The organism is Actinospineispora acaciae DSM 45401 (assembly GCF_000620785.1).
GTDB classification, from domain to species: domain Bacteria; phylum Actinomycetota; class Actinomycetes; order Mycobacteriales; family Pseudonocardiaceae; genus Pseudonocardia; species Pseudonocardia acaciae.
This window is the reverse complement of sequence record NZ_JIAI01000010.1, coordinates 40,668-57,674: the sequence shown is the minus strand read 5'-3', so window position 1 is coordinate 57,674 and position 17,007 is coordinate 40,668. Positions and strand designations below refer to the sequence as shown.

General features: G+C 73.5%; 21 protein-coding genes. 15 read left to right on the top strand and 6 right to left on the bottom strand.

The annotated features are described in order from the left end of the window. The first annotated feature begins 60 nt into the window (after window positions 1-60). Complete coding sequence (locus N912_RS0133955; RefSeq protein ID WP_037068069.1) at window positions 61-807, top strand: SDR family NAD(P)-dependent oxidoreductase; 747 nt, start codon at window positions 61-63, stop codon at window positions 805-807. On the opposite strand, the gene N912_RS56375 is transcribed toward N912_RS0133955, so the two are convergent. Further along, window positions 739-2,199 carry an MFS transporter gene (locus tag N912_RS56375; protein WP_037068067.1) on the bottom strand — a complete coding sequence of 487 codons (1,461 nt, stop codon included), beginning with the start codon at window positions 2,197-2,199 and terminating at the stop codon, window positions 739-741. The two genes, N912_RS0133955 and N912_RS56375, sit on opposite strands and share 69 nt — an antisense overlap. Before the next feature lie 167 nt (window positions 2,200-2,366). Here N912_RS56375 and N912_RS0133945 point away from each other — a divergent pair, with 167 nt between their 5' ends. Both N912_RS0133945 and N912_RS0133940 read left to right on the top strand, forming a co-directional pair. Then, complete coding sequence (locus tag N912_RS0133945; protein ID WP_028925917.1) at window positions 2,367-2,735, top strand: YciI family protein; 369 nt, start codon at window positions 2,367-2,369, stop codon at window positions 2,733-2,735. After that, on the top strand, window positions 2,732-3,979 hold the full coding sequence (locus N912_RS0133940; RefSeq protein ID WP_037068184.1) for an RNA polymerase sigma factor: 1,248 nt from the start codon (window positions 2,732-2,734) through the stop codon (window positions 3,977-3,979). Before N912_RS0133945 ends, N912_RS0133940 begins: the two co-directional genes overlap by 4 nt. Here N912_RS0133940 and N912_RS56370 read toward each other — a convergent pair. After that, window positions 3,946-4,689, bottom strand: a complete 744-nt coding sequence (locus tag N912_RS56370; RefSeq protein ID WP_064745473.1) for a DUF2306 domain-containing protein — start codon at window positions 4,687-4,689, stop codon at window positions 3,946-3,948. The genes N912_RS0133940 and N912_RS56370 overlap by 34 nt on opposite strands. Before the next feature lie 96 nt (window positions 4,690-4,785). Between N912_RS56370 and N912_RS0133930 the strand changes: the two genes are divergently transcribed. Beyond that, entirely contained in the window at window positions 4,786-5,505 is a 720-nt protein-coding gene (locus tag N912_RS0133930) for a TetR/AcrR family transcriptional regulator (protein WP_028925915.1), read from the top strand. 5 nt (window positions 5,506-5,510) lie between these two features. Here N912_RS0133930 and N912_RS0133925 read toward each other — a convergent pair whose 3' ends face one another. Beyond that, window positions 5,511-6,740, bottom strand: coding sequence for an MFS transporter (locus N912_RS0133925; protein WP_028925914.1), 1,230 nt, complete (start codon window positions 6,738-6,740; stop codon window positions 5,511-5,513). Between the two features lie 82 nt (window positions 6,741-6,822). Here N912_RS0133925 and N912_RS0133920 point away from each other — a divergent pair, with 82 nt between their 5' ends. Both N912_RS0133920 and N912_RS56365 read left to right on the top strand, forming a co-directional pair. Further along, a complete protein-coding gene (locus tag N912_RS0133920; protein ID WP_051581187.1) occupies window positions 6,823-7,182 on the top strand; it encodes a winged helix-turn-helix transcriptional regulator in 360 nt (119 codons plus the stop codon). Window positions 7,183-7,208: 26 nt separating this feature from the next. Next, window positions 7,209-7,685, top strand: coding sequence for a MerR family transcriptional regulator (locus N912_RS56365; protein WP_051581186.1), 477 nt, complete (start codon window positions 7,209-7,211; stop codon window positions 7,683-7,685). 3 nt (window positions 7,686-7,688) lie between these two features. Here the strand turns inward: N912_RS56365 and N912_RS0133910 are convergent, their stop codons facing one another. Both N912_RS0133910 and N912_RS56360 read right to left on the bottom strand, forming a co-directional pair. After that, a complete protein-coding gene (locus tag N912_RS0133910; RefSeq protein WP_051581185.1) occupies window positions 7,689-8,030 on the bottom strand; it encodes a DUF6247 family protein in 342 nt (113 codons plus the stop codon). 9 nt (window positions 8,031-8,039) lie between these two features. Then, window positions 8,040-8,987 carry a LysR family transcriptional regulator gene (locus N912_RS56360; protein ID WP_051581184.1) on the bottom strand — a complete coding sequence of 316 codons (948 nt, stop codon included), beginning with the start codon at window positions 8,985-8,987 and terminating at the stop codon, window positions 8,040-8,042. 206 nt (window positions 8,988-9,193) lie between these two features. Here N912_RS56360 and N912_RS0133900 point away from each other — a divergent pair, with 206 nt between their 5' ends. After that, a complete protein-coding gene (locus N912_RS0133900; protein WP_211261507.1) occupies window positions 9,194-10,087 on the top strand; it encodes a DMT family transporter in 894 nt (297 codons plus the stop codon). Here the strand turns inward: N912_RS0133900 and N912_RS0133895 are convergent. After that, complete coding sequence (locus N912_RS0133895) at window positions 10,076-10,324, bottom strand: hypothetical protein (protein WP_156994221.1); 249 nt, start codon at window positions 10,322-10,324, stop codon at window positions 10,076-10,078. The genes N912_RS0133900 and N912_RS0133895 overlap by 12 nt on opposite strands. Window positions 10,325-10,539: 215 nt before the next feature. Between N912_RS0133895 and N912_RS0133890 the strand changes: the two genes are divergently transcribed. From N912_RS0133890 to N912_RS0133860, 8 genes are all read left to right on the top strand, one after another. Next, a complete protein-coding gene (locus tag N912_RS0133890) occupies window positions 10,540-11,850 on the top strand; it encodes an NsdA family TPR-like regulatory protein (protein ID WP_156994220.1) in 1,311 nt (436 codons plus the stop codon). After that, window positions 11,847-12,431, top strand: coding sequence for a GNAT family N-acetyltransferase (locus N912_RS56355; RefSeq protein WP_084211456.1), 585 nt, complete (start codon window positions 11,847-11,849; stop codon window positions 12,429-12,431). The genes N912_RS0133890 and N912_RS56355 overlap by 4 nt, the downstream gene beginning before the upstream one ends. Window positions 12,432-12,464: 33 nt before the next feature. After that, complete coding sequence (locus tag N912_RS67125) at window positions 12,465-12,542, top strand: putative leader peptide (RefSeq protein ID WP_425415347.1); 78 nt, start codon at window positions 12,465-12,467, stop codon at window positions 12,540-12,542. A 108-nt stretch (window positions 12,543-12,650) separates the two neighbouring features. Continuing rightward, window positions 12,651-13,499 (top strand): ABC transporter permease, encoded by an 849-nt coding sequence (locus tag N912_RS0133880; RefSeq protein WP_084211455.1) that lies wholly within the window; start codon window positions 12,651-12,653, stop codon window positions 13,497-13,499. Beyond that, window positions 13,472-14,215 (top strand): ABC transporter ATP-binding protein, encoded by a 744-nt coding sequence (locus tag N912_RS0133875; RefSeq protein ID WP_028925907.1) that lies wholly within the window; start codon window positions 13,472-13,474, stop codon window positions 14,213-14,215. The genes N912_RS0133880 and N912_RS0133875 overlap by 28 nt, the downstream gene beginning before the upstream one ends. Window positions 14,216-14,282: 67 nt before the next feature. Further along, window positions 14,283-15,398: an LLM class flavin-dependent oxidoreductase gene (locus N912_RS56350; RefSeq protein WP_037068065.1), complete on the top strand. Its 1,116-nt coding sequence runs from the start codon at window positions 14,283-14,285 to the stop codon at window positions 15,396-15,398. Beyond that, window positions 15,395-16,522, top strand: coding sequence for an alpha/beta fold hydrolase (locus tag N912_RS65325; protein ID WP_211261506.1), 1,128 nt, complete (start codon window positions 15,395-15,397; stop codon window positions 16,520-16,522). Before N912_RS56350 ends, N912_RS65325 begins: the two co-directional genes overlap by 4 nt. Further along, window positions 16,519-16,995, top strand: a complete 477-nt coding sequence (locus N912_RS0133860; protein WP_028925906.1) for a cupin domain-containing protein — start codon at window positions 16,519-16,521, stop codon at window positions 16,993-16,995. The genes N912_RS65325 and N912_RS0133860 overlap by 4 nt, the downstream gene beginning before the upstream one ends. Window positions 16,996-17,007: the final 12 nt, after the last annotated feature.

The following is a 17,007-nucleotide window of genomic DNA, read 5'->3' as shown; positions in this document are numbered from 1 at the left end:
TACCGTGCGATGTCAGTGTTTATGACACGAGCGTTTCAACAATTTGAGGAGGGGTCAATCATGGCGGACGGCGGCGTCGCGGTGGTCACCGGTGCGGGTAGCGGTATCGGCAGGGCGTGTGCGCGGGCGCTGGCGGCGCGGGGGCTGCCGGTGTACTGCGTGGGCCGGCGGCCCGAGCCGCTGGAGCGGACCGCGGAGATGATCGGCGAGCTGGCCACCGTGGTCCCGGCGGACATCGGCACGGAGGCCGGCGTCGCCTCGGTACGGGAAGCGGTGTCCGGCGAGGTGCGCGCGCTGGTGCACGCGGCGGCCATCGAGGGCGTGGCCAGCCTGGCCGGGACCGGCCGCAAGGAGTTCGACGAGCTGGTGGGCGTCAACCTCGGCGGCCCGTTCTTCCTGACCCAGGCGTTGGAGCCGGTGTTCGCCGAGGGCGCCGGCGTGGTGTTCGTGGGCAGCATCGCCGCCGTTCGGGGCCGGGCCCGGCACGCCGCCTACGCCGCCACCAAGGCCGGGCTGCTCGGGCTGACGGTGAACCTGGCCGCCGAGCTGGCGCCCCGGGTGCGGGTGAACTGCGTGAACCCCGGCGGCGTGCAGACCCCGATGTTCGAGCAGGCGGTGGCCGAGGTGCTCGGCGCCATGGACGAGGAGGAGGCCGCCCGCACGATCACGGCCGAGCAGGCCCGGATGCTGCTCGGCCGGATCGCGGAGCCCGAGGAGCTGGCCGCCTCGATCGTGCACCTAGCCCTGGACGCCGGCTACTGCACCGGCTCGGTCCTCGCCGTGGACGGGGGCTACACGGCGCGCTAGCGGCCGGTGGCGGGGCAGCAGCGCCAGCGCGGCGGCCAGGCCCAGGGTGGCCAGCGCGGCCGCGATCCCGAACGCGACCCGCTGGCCGTGGGTCAGCGCGAGCAGCGGCTCGACACCGGCATCAGCGGAGGCGCGGGCCACGGCGGCGGTGATGCTGGTCGCCACCGCGAGGCCCAGCCCGGTGCCGATGGAGAACGAGGTGTCCACCAGCCCGGCGGCCACCCCGGAGTCGCGCTCCCGGGCGTCGGCCAGCGCGGCGATCTGCGAGCAGACGAACGCGGCGCCCATCCCGACCCCGAACACCAGTTGGCCGACCAGCAACACCGCCAGCGAGCCCGTCGAGGACACCTGGGTGAGCAGCAGGCACGAACCGGCCATCAGCGCCACCCCGACCGCGGTCACCCGCCGGGTGCCGAACGCGCCGGCGGCCCGCTGCGCGGTCATCCCGCCGGCCACCGAGGCGACCGTCATCACGGCGGCCACCAGCCCGAACCGCAACGGCGACCAGCCCAGCACCCGCTGCACGTGCTCGGTCAGCGTGACCAGCATGCCGTCCACCGTCATGCCGGCGAGCAGGATCACCACGTTGCCGCCGAGCAGCCCGCGCGAGCGCAGCAGCCTCGGCGGCGCCAGCGGCTCGGCGGAGCGGGCCTCGACCACCGCGAACGCCGCCGCCAGCAGCACCGCGCCGGCCAGCGCGGCGACCGTGTCGGCGGCCCACCCCGAGGCCGGCACCTCGATGATCGTGTACACCAGTGCCACCAGCGCGCCGGTCACGGTCAGGGCGCCGAGCAGGTCGAACGAGCGGGCCCGTTCCGACTCGCGGGTCTCGCGAAGCAGCCCCGGCGCGAGCGCCAGCACGACCAGCCCGACCGGGACGTTGACCAGGAACACCCACTGCCAGCCCAGCCCCTCGGTGATCACCCCGCCGAGCAGCAGCCCGGCGGTGGCGCCGGTGCCGCCCAGCCCGCCCCAGATGCCCAGCGCCTTGTTCCGCTCCGGCCCTGCCGGGAACGTGTTCATCAGCAGCGACAGCGCCGCCGGCGCGATGATCGCCGCCGAGGCCCCCTGCAGCGCCCGCGCCGCCACCAGCACCTCGATCGACGGCGCCAGCCCGCACAACAGCGAGGCCACCACCCGCACCGCCATCCCGACCAGGAACGCGCGCTTGCGCCCGTACACATCGGCCGCCCGCCCGCAGAACAACAGCAACCCACTGAACGCCAGCGCGTACACGGTGACCGTCCACTGCACCGCCGCCCCGCCCACCCCCAACCCCGCCTCGATGGACGGCAACGCCGTCAGCAGGATCGTGCCGTCCAACACCGCCATCAAGAACGCCGCACTCAACAGCGCCAGTACCCGCCACCGCCGGTCATAGTTCGCACCCATACCCCCCAGTCGAACCCCGCACCCCAATCCGGACACGCTCACGAACAGCCCGCGAGTCGGGGTTTTTGTCAGGGTGAGTCGGGGTTTCTGTCAGGGTGGCGATGTCCGATCCGCCCGGCCGGCGCCGACCCACCGGCGACGAGCAACCGCGACGAGGAGCAGACAACGTGAAGTACCTGATGCTGATCTACAGCTCGCCGGCCACCTGGAACGCGCTGTCCCAGGAGCAGCGCGACCAGCTCGAGCGCGACCACTCCGCGCTGTACCACGAGCTGGTCGAGTCCGGCGAGTGGATCGGCGGCAACGCGCTGGCCGACCCGTCGACGGGCACGGCGGTCCGGGTCCGCGACGGCGTCACAATGGCGACCGACGGCCCGTACGCCGAGGTCAAGGAGCACCTGGCGGGCTACGACCTGATCGAGTGTGACAGCAAGGAACGGGCCATCGAGATCGCCGCCAGGATCCCGGACGCTGCCGTCTGCGGCGTGGAGATCCGCCCGGTGATGGAAACGGGCGCCGGCTCGGAGTTGTGGTGACGCGCTCGCACGCCCGCGAGCTCGAGGACCTGTTGCGCGAGCTCGCGCCGAACGTGCTCGGCACCGTGCTGCGCCGCCACGGGGACTTCGACCGGACCGAGGACGCGGTGCAGGAGGCGCTGCTGGCCGCCGCGCGGCAGTGGCCGTCCGAGGGTGTCCCGGACAACCCGCGCGGGTGGCTGGTCACGGTGGCCAGCCGCCGGCTCACCGACCAGTGGCGCGGCGAGTCCGCCCGCCGGCGCCGCGAGGAGGCCGTCGCCGCCCTCGAACCGCCCGAGGAGCGCGCGGCGCCAGGGGTCGACGAGCTCGAACCCGCCGCCGAGGACGACACCCTGGAGCTGCTGTTCCTGTGCTGCCACTCCGCGCTGAGCGCCGCCTCCCAGGTGGCGCTGACCTTGCGCGCCGTCGGCGGCCTGACCACCGCGCAGGTCGCCGCCGCGTTCCTGGTTCCCGAGGCCACCATGACCCGGCGGATCACCCGCGCAAAGCGGAGCATCGAGGCGACCGGCGCCCGGTTCGGACCGATCCCGGCCGGGGAGCACGCCGAGCGGCTCGGCGCCGTGCTGCACACCCTGTACCTGATCTTCAACGAGGGCTACACCGCGACCGGTGGCGAGCAGCTGTACCGCACGGAGCTGACCGGCGAGGCGATCCGGCTCACCCGCCAGGTGCTGCGGCTGCTGCCCGAGGACGGCGAGGTGGCCGGCCTGCTCGCGCTGATGCTGCTCACCGAGGCGCGCCGCCCCGCCCGGACCACCGCCGACGGCGCGCTGGTGCCGCTGGCCGAGCAGGACCGGACGCTCTGGGACGCCGCGCTGCGCGACGAGGGGATCGCGCTGATCACCGCGACGCTGCCGCGCGCCGAGGTCGGCCCGTACCAGCTGCAGGCGGCCGTCGCGGCGGTGCACGCCGAGGCGCGGCGTGCCGAGGACACCGACTGGCGCCAGATCGCCGCGCTGTACCGGCTGCTCGCCGCGACGGCGCCCAGCCCGATGGTCACCCTCAGCCAGGCCGCCGCCGTGGCCATGGTGGACGGCCCGGCCGCCGGCCTGGAGCTGCTCGAACCGCTGCGCACCGACGACCGCATCGCCAAGCACCACCGCCTGGCCGCCGTCCGGGCGCACCTGCTGGAGCTGGCCGGCGAGCACATCGCCGCCCGCGACGAGTACCGGCTGGCCGCCCGCCGCACCACCAGCCGCCCCGAGCGCCGCTACCTCGAAGCCCGCGCCTCCCGCCTGGACTGACCGGACGCCGGCCGCCCCCGCAGCAGCCACCACTCCACGACCAGCAGGTTCACCACCCAGCTCATCCAGACCGCCGAGCCGGCGGCGGCCTGGACCGCGGCCACGTCGCTGCCGCCGAGCAGCGAGTCCGAACCCGGGTCGAGGATGATCACGAACAGCGCCACCCAGGGCCGGTTGAGCACGATCGAGGTGGTCAGCGCGACGCTGCGCAGCATCCACGCCCGGTGGTCGGCGAAGCGGCGCTGCCGGGCGGCCCGGTACCCCGCGACCCCGGTGACCAGCCAGCCCAGCGCGAGCATCGTGTTGCCCACCGAGGAGACGAACCCGGTGGTGCTCACCACCGACACCCCGAGCACCGCGATGCCGCCGGGAAAGATCCCGAGGAAGAAGTACGCCCGGCCGATCCACCGGTGCGCGGCCCGGAACCTGGTACGGAACCACGGCCAGACCTGGAAGCAACCGGCGACCAGCGCCACCGAGCCGAACGCGATGTGCGCCACCAGCAGCGGGTAGTGCAGCGGGTAGTCGCGGTGCAGCGGGATGCGGGAGGTGGCCGGGTCGCCGGTCAGGTAGGGCGGGACGGCGGTCGCCAGGAAGATCACCGCCATCATCGCCAGCGGCGGCATCCAGATCTGTTGGTACGAGCGGCGGCGGGCGCGCCGGTGGCCCGGCCTCTGCGGCGGCTCGGTGCGGACTGTCGGCTGGCTCATGAGCTGGCGCTTTCTCTCGGCGGGGAGGCTATAGCGTATGGGATACGCAGTAAGTGTCCGGCATTGGCCGCGTATGGGGTACGCAATAATCCGGGCATGCCGGAGAAGCCGTCGAACGACGAGGCGCTGCTCTGGGGAGGCGACAGCGGGCCGAGGCGCGGGCCCCGGCCGACCTTGAGTCGGGACCGGGTGGTGCGCGCCGGGATCGAGATCGCGGACGCCGAGGGGCTGGACGCGCTGTCCATGCAGCGGGTGGCCGCCCGGCTGGGCGCGGCGACCATGGCGCTCTACCGCCACGTGCCGGGCAAGCAGGAGCTGGTGCTGCTGATGCTGGACGCGGCGACCGGCGCGCCGCCGGAGATCGACGACCGCGTTGACTGGCGTCCGGCTTTGACGACCTGGGCGCGGGCGAACTGGGACGTCTTCGCGCGCCATCCGTGGGCGCTACCGATCGTGATGCTGCCCCGGACGATGGGGCCCAACGAGGTGGCCTGGGCCGAGGCGGCGCTGCGGGCGCTGGCCCCGACCGGGCTGGAGCCGTTGACCGCGCTGCGGGTCCTGATGGTGGTCAACGGCTACGTCCGGGGCGTGGCGTCCGAGGCGGCCGGCGGGCCCTCGGTGCCGGGGGTGGACCGGATCAGGGCGTACGACTGGACCGGGCGGTTCCCGCTGTTCGTCGGGGCGCTGGAGTCGGCGGACCACGAGGCGTTCGAGATGCCGGAGCCGGCGGAGGCGCTGGCGGCCAGGTTCGAGTTCGGGCTGGAGCGCGTGCTGGACGGCATCGAGCCGTTCGTGCGCGCGCACGGGCGTCAATAGCGACGCTAGAAACGCCGCAGCGCCAGCCCGAGCGCGATGGCGACCAGCGCGGCGGCGCCGAGCACGAGCGGCGTCGCGCCCCAGCCGCCGACCGAGGTGGCCACCGCCGCCACCACCGGAGGGCCGGCCACCTGCCCGAGCGTGGAGCCCTGCATGACCACCCCGACGGTGGCCGCCATCGCGTTCGGTGACGGCGCCAGGTCCGGCGTCGCGCCGATCAGCGTGGCCGGGATGATGCCGCCGGCCAGGGACAGCAGCACGCAGCAGGCGTAGCGCCACTCCAGCGGCAGCCCGCCGGCGAAGATCCCGACCGCGGACAGGCCCATCACCGCGCTGCCCGCGCAGATCAGCACCCACCTCGGCGCGCCGCGCCCGCGCAGCCAGCCGCCGAGCAGGTTGCCGGGGGCGTTGACGAAGCTGGCCGCCGCCGCGAGCAGCGCCGCCGTGCCCACCGGCACGCCGTCCTCGATGAGCAGCGTGGGCAGGAAGCCGAACACCGCCAGGTACTGCCCGGCGTACATCGCGAACGCGCCGGCGGCCAGCAGCGGCCCCGGTGCGGTGGCCACCGCGCGCAGCACCGGCAGCACCCTGGCGCGCGGCTCGCTCTCCGGTGCCCGAGGTGCCGGCCGCAAGGTGCGGGTGGCCAGCCCGGCCGCGGCGGCGGTCAGGCCGGTCAGCGCGGCGCCCAGCAGCCACAGCCCTCGCCACCCGCCGTGGTCCAGCAGCACCGGCGTGACCAGCACGCCCAGCGCGGTCCCGGTCGGCATGAACGCGCTCCACAGCCCGAACATCACGCCGCGCCGCGCCGGCGCGGTCACCCGGAGCAGCAGCGGGGGCACGGCGAGCACGGTCAGCACGAACCCGAGCCCCTCGCCGAACCGGGTCGCGAGCAGCAGCGCGCCACCCTGGGCGGTGGCCCCCGCCGCGCTGGACACCGCGATCACGCCCAGCCCGGCCAGCATCGAGCGCCGATGCCCGAACCTGTCCACCGTCGCGCCCAGCACCAGCCCGAACAGCCCGCCCGCGACGTTCACCGCCGCGATCACCCAGCCGCCGGTGACCAGCGAGAGCCCCAGGTCTTCGCGCACCGCTGGCAGCGCCGCCACCGCCTTGCCGACCTGCAACGCCGCCGCGACCCCGCCGCCGAACAGCAACAGCGCGACCGCCCAGCTCGTGCGCGCCGGCAGGGCGCTCGCGCCCGCGCGCCCGGCCGACGTCGTGACCGGTTCGTTCACGGCGGCACCCCATCCCTCTAGTATTGGTTACAAAAGCGAACCAGGTTGTATTCTGGAACCCACCTCGGTCACAATGGGCCGTATGTGCGAGAAGTCACCGCCGTCGTCGCTGCTCCGCAACGGCGACACGGCGTTCTGCCCCCACTACCACCGCGCGGTGGAGATCATCGGGCGGCGCTGGGCCGGTGCGATCGTGCGCGCCCTGCTGGCCGGCATGACCCGGTTCAACGAGATCGCCGCCGCCTGCCCCGGCATGTCGCACCGGGTGCTCTCGCAGCGGCTGCGCGACCTGGAGGAGGACGGCATCGTGGTCCGCACCGTGCACGACGAGGTCCCGGTGCGCATCGAGTACCGGCTCACGCCCCGGGGCGAGGCGCTCGCCGAACCGGTCATCTCGCTGACCGCCTGGGCCGAGCACTGGCTCCGCGACAACCCCGGTTGATCGACCCGCTCAAGTAGGCTTGAACCATGACGGCCGAGGCGGACGGGGAGCGGTTCACCATTGGCGAGCTGGCCGCGCTGGCCGGGATGCGGCCGTCCGCGCTGCGCTACTACGAGGACGAGGGGCTGCTGGCGCCGGCCGGCAGGTCCGGACAGCAGCGGGTGTTCGACCGGCGCGGCGTGCACCAGCTCGCCGCCATCGACTTCTGGCGCGAGGCCGGTTTCACCCTCGACGAGATGTCCCGGCTGTTTCACGACGCGGCGGGCAGCATCTCCGAGGCCAAGCGGGTGGCCGCCGACCGGGTGGCCGAGCTGGAGCGGTTCATCGAGGAGGCCGGCCGCGTCAAGGACCTGCTGCACCACGTGCTGAGCTGCGAGAACGAGCGCCTCGACGAGTGCCCGCACTACCAGGAACATCTGCACGAACGCGCCGAGCGGATCGTCTCCGGCGACTACCGCCGCGACCGTCGCCTACGCCTGCAACCGCTCCGCCGCTCGCCCTGAGACCTACTGGCCGAGGCGTTGGCGGATCAGTGCCCGCACCTCGTCGGCCGGCACCCCGTCGGGGTTCTCGCCGGTCCGTACGATCTCCGCGGCCTTGTCCAGCATCCTGCGGTGCGCCTCGGGCCCCTGCCGATGGGTCAGCCACGCGATGCGGTGATAGTTGCGCAGCACGTCGAGGACGCCTGTGAGGTCCAGCGTCTCGGCCTCATCCGCCAGCGCTCGCCGGTATGAGCGCTCGAACGCGGTCCGCTCCTCGTCGATCAACGCGTCCCGGATGGCCGCCGGCGAGGTGCCCGGCGGCAGCGCCGGAACCGGCGACTCGTCGAACGGGTTTGCGGCGGTCACTGTCACAGACTAGCCGTCATCGAGCGCAGGGTGCTCGGGCCACGGTGGCAGGTCTGTCGAGGTCACCCGGGTCAGCTCGGCGACGAACGCGCGCAGTGCCGGGGTGTCGCCGGTGGCCAGCGAGGCGACCGCGAGCGAGCGGGACACGGCCGGCTCGCAGGGCAGCAGCCGCACGCCCGGCACCGGCGCGCCGGGGGGCACGGCGGTGCGGGGCACCAGTGCCATCGCGAGGTCGGCGGCCACCAGCGCGAGCTGGGTGGTGAAGTCGTAGACGCTGTAGCGCACGTCGGCGTCGACGTGGTGCGCCCGCAGGATCTGGACCAGGGCGCCGTGCTGGTCGGTGTGCGGCGGGCAGGCCGTCCAGACCTGATCGGTCAGCTCGGCCAGCGGCGCCGAGGCACGCCGCGCCAGCGGATGCCGCGCCGACACCGCCAGCCGCACCTCCTCGGTGACCAGCTGCGTCACCCGGATGCCGGCGGGCACCGTCGCCGGATGGGCCGACCAGACCTCCATCACCAGCACGTCGATCCGGCGCGCCCGCAGCGCCGGGATCAGGTCGACGATCTCGCCGTCGAGCAGCCTCGGCTCCAGGCGGGGGTGCGCGGTGATGAGCGCCCGCAGCACGTCGGGGAACAGGGTGCGGATCGCGCTGGCCATTGCCCCGATGCGCAGCGGCCCGGCGACCTGGCCGCTGGCGTCGGCCAGGTCGCGCTGCGCGTCGGCCACCGTGGCCGCGATGTCCCGCGCCGAGCCGGCCAGCAGGTGCCCGGCGGGGGTGAGCCGGATGCCCCGCCCGTCCGGCTCGACCAGCCGGCAGCGCGCCTCGCGCTCCAGCTTGCGCATGTGCTGCGACACCGCGGGGCCGGTGATGTGCAGGGCCTCGGCGGCGGCGGTGATCGAGCCGTGCTCGGCGACGGCGGCGAAGACGCGCAGCCGTTCCCAGGACAGGGAAGACATCTAAGTCACACTAATACTTAGACGGTAAGAATACGAAGTAGAGGTTAGCGGACGTCGGTGGCAGTGTCGAAGCAGTGGGCCTCCCAGTGCAATCCAGTCAGCACGCCAGCCAGCATCCCGCCGCATCGACACCGACACCGACTCCAGCAGCGACTCCGACCCCGAAACCCGCGCCGTCACGCACGGACCTGACGGCCACCCTGTGCGTGCTCGCCGGCGCGATCGGCATCTCGGCGTCCAGCATGTTCGTCAAGCTCGCCGGCGCCGACCCGGCCAGCTCGGCGCTGCTGCGCTGCCTGATCGCCCTGGTCGTGCTGCTCCCGCTGGCCGGCTACGAGCTGCGCCGGCGCGGGCTGATGCCGGCCCGGATGATCTGGTGCGGGCTGGCGGCCGGGGCGTTTCTCGGCGCGGACTTCATGATGTGGACGGCCTCGATCTTCGACGTGGGCGCGGCGATCGCGACGGTCCTGGTCAACGTCCAGGTGGTGGCGTTCCCGGTGCTGGCGCGGCTGCTGGACGGCACGCCGATCTCCCGGCGGTTCGTGGCCGCGTGCCCGGTCATGCTGGTCGGGGTGCTGCTGGCCAGCGGCGCCCTCGGCGGGAGCCTGAGCAGCGCCCACCCGGTGCGCGGCACGCTGCTCGGCATCGCCGCCGGCGTGGCCTACGGCGCGTTCCTCTACCTGAACCGGCTCTCCGGGGAGCGCAGCCCCGGCCACTCGGTCACCCCGATCGCGCTGGCCACCGTCGGTGCGGCCGCGATCGCCGCCGTGGTCGGGCCGTTCACCACGGGCATCCAGCTGTCCCAACCGCCGGCCGCCTGGGGCTGGCTGACCGCGCTGGCGCTGGTCGGCCAGGTGGCGTCCTGGGTCCTGGTCGGGATCGGCAGCCCTCGGCTGGCGCCGAACAAGACCAGTGCGCTGCTCCTGCTGACGCCGGTGCTCGCCGTGGCGCTCGCCCTCGTGGTCCTTCGTGAGGACCCGACGGCCGTGCAGCTGGTGGGGTGCGTGGTGGTGGTCGCCGCCGTGTGGGTGGCGAACCGGCGGGGAGCGGCTCGGGGCCGGGGAGCGTCGGGGTCGGTTCGGGGTGCGTCAGGGAGTTGACCGGAGCAGCCGCCGCGCGATTCGTTTCGCGGCGCTGGCCGCCGAGCGCGCCGTGGTCCGCCGCCGTTCGCGCAGCGTGTGGCACCGGGTACAGCGCGGGCCGAACGGCTCGACCATGGACTGCGGAAGGATCGTGTGCCCGCACAGCGAGCGGTAGGTCCCGCTGTGCTCCAGGAACGCCACCGCGATCTCGTCGTCGGCGACGGCGTGTTCGCGCTGGTCCTGGCTGCAGGTCACCCAGATCACCCAACTCGCGGAGGGCTGACCGGCTGGGCCGGGAGCTGTTATACCGGACATGGAGCGGCACTCTCTCTCGGGATCACATGCCCTCGGAATGTCGCGGACACTGACTTCTTGTGCCATCTGTCGCCGTCGCACGAGGGGGGTGGGTCTATCGATAGGACTGTCAACTACGGTGATTCCTGTCACTACAGGGATCGGGGGAAACCGGCGTGGCGGAGAAGGCCTCACCGCGCACTCGTCTGGAGCAGCTGCTCGCGCAGCGGCACATGACCGTCGACGATTTCCGGGCCCGCTTCGAGCGGTTGTCCGGCGACTCCCTCTCGGCCCGGCAGGCATACCGCTGGGTCGCCGGGAGCGTCAAGGGGCTGCCCTACCCCAGGGCACAGGGCACCCTGGAGAGGATCTTCGGCGAACCGGCCGCCCGCCTGCTCGGGCCGCCGTTGGGAGCCGGTGTGCTGGCCGCTTCGTCCCGCTCGGCCGCCACCCATCGGGGTACGAACAGCGACTGGCAAGGGCAGCTCGTCGCACTCAGCGCCGAGCGCGCACGGGATTTCCTGACTAGTGCGGAGGCGACCAACGTGGGTACCGAGACGGTTGATCAGCTTGCGGACGACATCCGGCGGTTGGCGGTCGCCTACCCGCGCCAGCCGTTGGCCTCGCTGCTCGGCGAGATCGTGGACACCCAGAGCCACGCGTTCGGCCTGCTGGAGGGCCGGCAGCGGCCCGAGCAGGCGCGCGAGCTCTACCTGCTGGCCGGGGTGGCGTCCGGGCTGATGGCCAAGGCCTCGCACGACCTCGGCGCGCCGCACGACGCGATCACCCAGGCGCGCGCCGCGTACACCTGCGCGGACAACGCCGGCCACGACGGGCTGCGGGCCTGGGCGCGCGGCCTGCAGTCGCTGATCTCCTACTGGGCCGGCCGGCTGGACGACGCGGTGCGCTACGCCGAGCAGGGCAGCGAGGCCGCCGACCGCGCCAAGGGCACCGCGTCGGTGTGGCTGGCCGCCGGCAAGGCCCGCGCGCTCGCGGCCCTGGGCAAGGTGTCCGAGGCGGGGGAGACCATCCAGCGGGCACAGGACGCCCGCGAACAGGTGCGCCCCGACGAGCTGGACGGCTTCGGCGGGATGTGCACGTTCAACCTGCCCCGGCAGTACTACTACGCCGCGGACGCGATGCGCTGGGGCGGCGCGGCGGAGAGCGAGCGCACCGAGCGGCTGGCCACCCAGGCCATCGAGGCCTACGAGGCCGCCCTGGAGGCGGACCGGGCGTTCGGCGACGAGGCGGGCGCCCGCTGCGCGCTGGCCGTCGCCCGGATCGAGCGCGGCGAGCTGGACGGCGCCGCCGAGGCGATGACCGACGTGCTGTCGCTGCCCACCGCGCGGCGCATCCACGGCGTGGTCACCTCGGTGGACTATGTTCGCCAGGTGCTTGCCCGTGCCGGCCGCAAGGCGAACGTGGCCCTCGAGCTGGAGGCCGCGCTGCTGGGGTTCAGCTCGGAGCGCCTGGCCGTTTCTCGGTGACCGGCCTCCGGCTGACGGGCGTGCTGACCCGGCTGCGGGAGTTCCGGCTGGACGACGTCGACGACGCGTTCGCCGTGCTCGGCGACGACCGGGTGACCCGGACGCTCTCGTTCGACTCCCGGACCCCGGGCCAGGTCCGCGACATGCTGGCCGGCGCGATCGAACGGGCCGCCGCCCGCCCGCGCACCGAGTACTACCTCGCGGTCACCCCGCTGGCCGGCGACCGGCTGGTCGGGTTCGCCCGCCTCGGGCTGACCGGCGTGCGCGCGGCCAAGCTGGGCACCGCGATCGCGGCCGACCACTGGCGCCTCGGCTACGCCCGCGACGCGGTCACCACGCTGCTCGGCTTCGGGTTCGGGCGGCTGGACCTGCACCGGGTGAGCGCCGCGATCGGGCCGGGCAACGAGGCGTCGCTGGCGGTGTTCACCCGCATCGGGTTCCGCTACGAGGGGCGGCTGCGCGACCATGTGTTCACCAACGGGGCGTGGCGGGACTCGCTGCTGTACTCGCTGCTCGCCCACGAGTGGTCGCCCGCTCGGGCGCCTGGTGACCTGGTTCACAAATCCAACCTGATTGGTTGAGATTAGCGCGGCGCGGCGATTAGCGTCCCTGCCGTGGACGGACACGTGATGCTGACCAAGCGGGGTCACATCGACCTGCTGCGGGTGTCCTCCGCCATCTGTTCGCGCTGACCCTTGCCGCCCGCGCCGTGCCGGCGCCTGCCGCGGTGTCCCGGGCTCGGCGCCGTCGCGACTCGGGGCCGCCCCACTTCGTGCCCGAACCCGCCCCGAGGAGTGCCGATGACCGTGACCCACGGCGACGCGCGCGCCGGTGTTGCCGAACTTGACCTGCAGACCGTGCGCAACACCCCGGCGCGGGGTGAGCGGCGGGTGCCGCGCTGGCTGTTCAAGACGTTCTCGCCGATCGCGCTGGTGGCGCTGTGGCAGCTGCTCAGCTCGCTGGGCGCGCTGCCCTCGGAGACGCTGGCCGCGCCGGTGACGGTGGCGCGCACGGCGGTCGGGCTGTGGACGGAGGGGCAGCTGTCCGATGCGGTGCTGACCTCGGTCGGGCGGGTGCTGTTCGGGCTGGCCATCGGGCTGGTCGCGGCGGTGTCGCTGGCCACGCTGTCCGGGCTGTTCCGCCGGGGCGAGGACGTGATCGACGCGCCGGTGCAGATGCTGCGCACCATCCCGGTGATCGGCCTGATCCCGCTGCTGATCATCTGGTTCGGCATCGGGGAGGAGCCCAAGGTCGCGCTGATCTCGCTGGCCGTGACGTTCCCGCTGTACATGAACATCTTCGGCGGCATCCGGAATGTGGACGCCGGCCTGGTGGAGGCGGCGCGCACGCTCGGGCTGGGCTGGCTGGGGCAGGTGCGGCACGTGATCCTGCCGTCCGCGCTGCCGCAGGCGCTGGTCGGGCTGCGCTACGCGCTGGGCTCGGCGTGGCTGGCGCTGGTGTTCGGCGAGACGATCAACGCCACGTCCGGCATCGGCTACCTGATGAACAACGCCAGGGAGTTCTTCCAGACCGACGTGATCGTCGTCTGCCTGGTGCTCTACGCCCTGCTCGGGCTGCTCGGTGACCTCATCGTCCGGACACTGGAAAGGGTGCTGCTGGCATGGCGACCGGCGTTTCGCGGGGCGTGACGAGCGTGACCGGCCCGGTGTCCGTGACCGGGCCGGTGTCCGTGACCGGGCTGACCCGCCGGTTCGGCGACCGCGCCGTGCTCGACGGCCTGGACCTGGACATCCCGCCCGGCCAGTTCGTGGCGCTGCTCGGCACCAGCGGCTGCGGCAAGAGCACGCTGCTGCGCATCCTGGCCGACCTGGACCGCGACATCGCCGGCACGGTCCGGGTGGCGCGGCGGCGGGCGATCTCGTTCCAGTCGCCCCGGCTGATGCCGTGGAAGCGCGTCTGGCGCAACGTCGCGCTCGGCCTGCCCGGCCGCCCGGACCGACAGCGCGCGGTCGCCGCCCTGGACGAGGTGGGCCTGGCGCACCGCACCGACGTGTGGCCCAAGACGCTGTCCGGCGGCGAGGCGCAGCGTGCCTCGCTGGCCCGCGCCCTGGTCCGCGAGCCCGACCTGCTGCTGCTCGACGAGCCGTTCTCCGCGCTGGACGCGCTGACCCGGCTCACCGCGCAAGCGCTGGTCGCCGAGCTGTGGCAGCGCCACGGCTGCGCGGTCCTGCTCGTGACCCACGACGTGTCCGAGGCGCTCACCCTGGCCGACCGCGTCCTGGTCATGTCGTCCGGCCGCATCGACTACGACGTCTCCGTGACCCTGGACCGCCCCCGCGACCCCGGCTCCCGCGAGTTCGTCGCCCTGCGTACCGATCTGTTGGCCCGACTGGGCGTCCGCTGAACCCGTGAGTGGTTGGCGTTGTCATAGCAACGCTATCCACTCACGGGTCCTGACCTGGGAGGATAGTGTGAGCGTCGAGTTCATCGGGATGATCGGCACGCGTCATGTGTCGGAGATCCACCCCGCGGCCGGGCCGGTGATCGACCGGGAGTTCGTGCGGCGATTCACTCGGGCGCACGAGGATGCCGGGTTCGATCGGGTGCTGGTCGGGTACAGCTCGAGCACGCCGGACGGGCTGCAGGTCGCGGCGTACGCGGCGGCGCACAGCGAGCGGCTCGGGTTCCTGGTCGCGCACCGGCCGGGGTTCGTGGCGCCGACGCTGGCCGCGCGCCAGTTCGCCACGCTGGACCACTTCTCCGGCGGGCGGGTCGCGGTGCACGTGATCAGCGGCGGCAGCGATGTGGAGCAGCGGCGCGACGGGGACTTTCTGGGTAAGGACGAGCGCTACGACCGCACCGACGAGTACCTCGAGGTGCTGACGAAGACCTGGACCGCGGGAGAGCCGTTCGACCATCACGGCCGGCACTACCGGGTGGAGGGCGTGCAGGCGGAGGTCCGGCCGTTCCAGGACCGGATACCTGTGTACTTCGGGGGCTCGTCGGCCGCCGCGTACCGGGTGGGCGGGCGGCACGCCGACGTGTTCGCGCTGTGGGGCGAGCCGCTGGCCGAGACCGCCGAGCAGATCGCCGCCGTCCGCGAGGCCGCGCGCGCCGCCGGCCGGTCGGAGCCGCCGCGGATCAGCGTGTCGTTCCGGCCGATCCTGGGTCCGACCGAGGAGGCGGCGTGGGAGCGCGCGCACCGCATCCTGGCGGGGATCACGGCGGCCGGCGGTGGGCACGGCTCGTTCACCGGCAGGAAGATGCACGTCGGCGCGCCCGGCAACGTCGGCTCGCAGCGGCTGCTGGCGGCCGCCGAGCGCGGCGAGCGGCACGACCGCGCGCTGTGGACGCCCACCGCCGCGGCGACCGGCGCGGCCGGCAACTCCACCGCGCTGGTGGGCACCCCGGAGACGGTGGCCGCCGCGCTGCTGGACTACGTCGACATCGGGGTGAGCACGCTGCTCATCCGAGGCTACGACCCACTCGACGACGCCGTCGACTACGGCCGCGAGCTGATCCCGCTGGTCCGCGCCGAGCTGTCCCGCCGCGCGTCCAGCCGTACCGAGGCCGGTGTCACCTCATGACGGTGTGGACCCCGGACGGCTCGTCGAGGGGAACTGTCGTCGTGGTGCACGGGCGCGGCGAGCACCCCGGGGTGTACCAGCGGATCGGACGGAGGCTCGCGGCCGACGGCTACACGGTGGTGGCTCCGGACCTGCGGGAAGACGGCTTCAGCCCTGCGCACCTGTACGCAACGCTGGCCGCGCACCCCGGTGGCTCGCGGGTGCTGCTCGGCGCGGACTCCGGCGCGGTGCACGCGTGGACCTGGGCCGCCGAGAACCCCGGTGAGCTGGACGCGCTGGTGCTGGCCGGCCTGCCGCTCGAACCGGCCGCCGAGCCGCCCGGGCCCGGTTTCGCCGATCGGGACGCCGAACTGGCCGCCCGTACCTCCTGCCCGGTGCACCGCGAGCTGATCGGCAACGACCCCGGGTTCGGCTGGGGCGCGCTGGTCGACCTGGTTCCACAACCGCCGGCCACGCTGCCCGACCTGCCCGTGCTGATCCTGCACGGCGACGCCGACCCGGTCGCCCCGGTGGCCCCGGTCCGCCTGCTTGCCGCCCGACGGCCCGGAACACGTTGCGTTGTAGTGTCGGGCGGCGTGCACGATGTGCTCAATGATCGGTTCCACCGCAGCGTGGCCGCCCAGCTGGTGCTGTTCGTCGAGGAGATCGGCAAGGGCGCCGTGCTGCTGTCGGAACCGCTGGAGCCGGCCAAGCCGGTGCGAGCCCGCCGGGCCGCCCCGCTGCACGTCTCGGCCCGGCTGGACTACGCGCTGCGCGCCGTCGCCGAGCTGATCGCGGCCGGCACCGGGTCGCCCGAGCCGGGAGAGCCGGTGCGCTGCGAGGCCATCGCCCGCGCCCGGGACATCCCGCTGAACTCGCTGGTCAACCTCATGATCGAGCTGCGAAGGGCCGGACTGGTGCGCAGCCAGCGCGGCTGCGAGGGCGGCTACTGGCTGGCCCGGCCGTCATCGGAGATCACCGTCGCGGACGTGGTGCGCGCGGTGGAGGGCGTGCTCGTCTCGCTGCACACCGCCGGCCCGGACTCCTGGCTGTGGCACCGCCTCGGCCAGACAGTTGCCGAGTTCCTCGAAGCCTGGACAGTCGAGGATGTCGCAACAAGACAGATCGAGGAGGCCATCGGATGACCGACGCATTCCACCCGGACCTGACCGACACCGCCGGCGCCACCGACCGGACCCCGCTGCGCACCAGGCTGCACCACGTTCGGGCCGGCGAGCTGGACGGCGACACCGCGCAGACCTCCGGCATGCGGCGGCTGGCCGCGATCAGCGGCGAGCGGGTCGGCTCGGAGCGGATCTGGATGGGGGAGACGCACGTGGCGCCGGCCACCGCGTCCGGCAACCACCACCACGGCGAGTCCGAGACGGCGATCCACGTGGTCAGCGGCCACCCCGAGTTCGTCTTCCACGACGGCACCGACGAGGTGCGGATCAAGACCGCCCCCGGCGACTACATCTTCGTGCCGCCGTTCGTGCCGCACCGCGAGGAGAACCCCGACCCGGACCAGCCGGCCGTGGTGGTGATCTCCCGCAGCACCCAGGAAGCCATCGTCGTCAACCTCCCCGAGCTGTACCCGTTAGAGAACCCCCCGCACTAGGAGCACTCAACA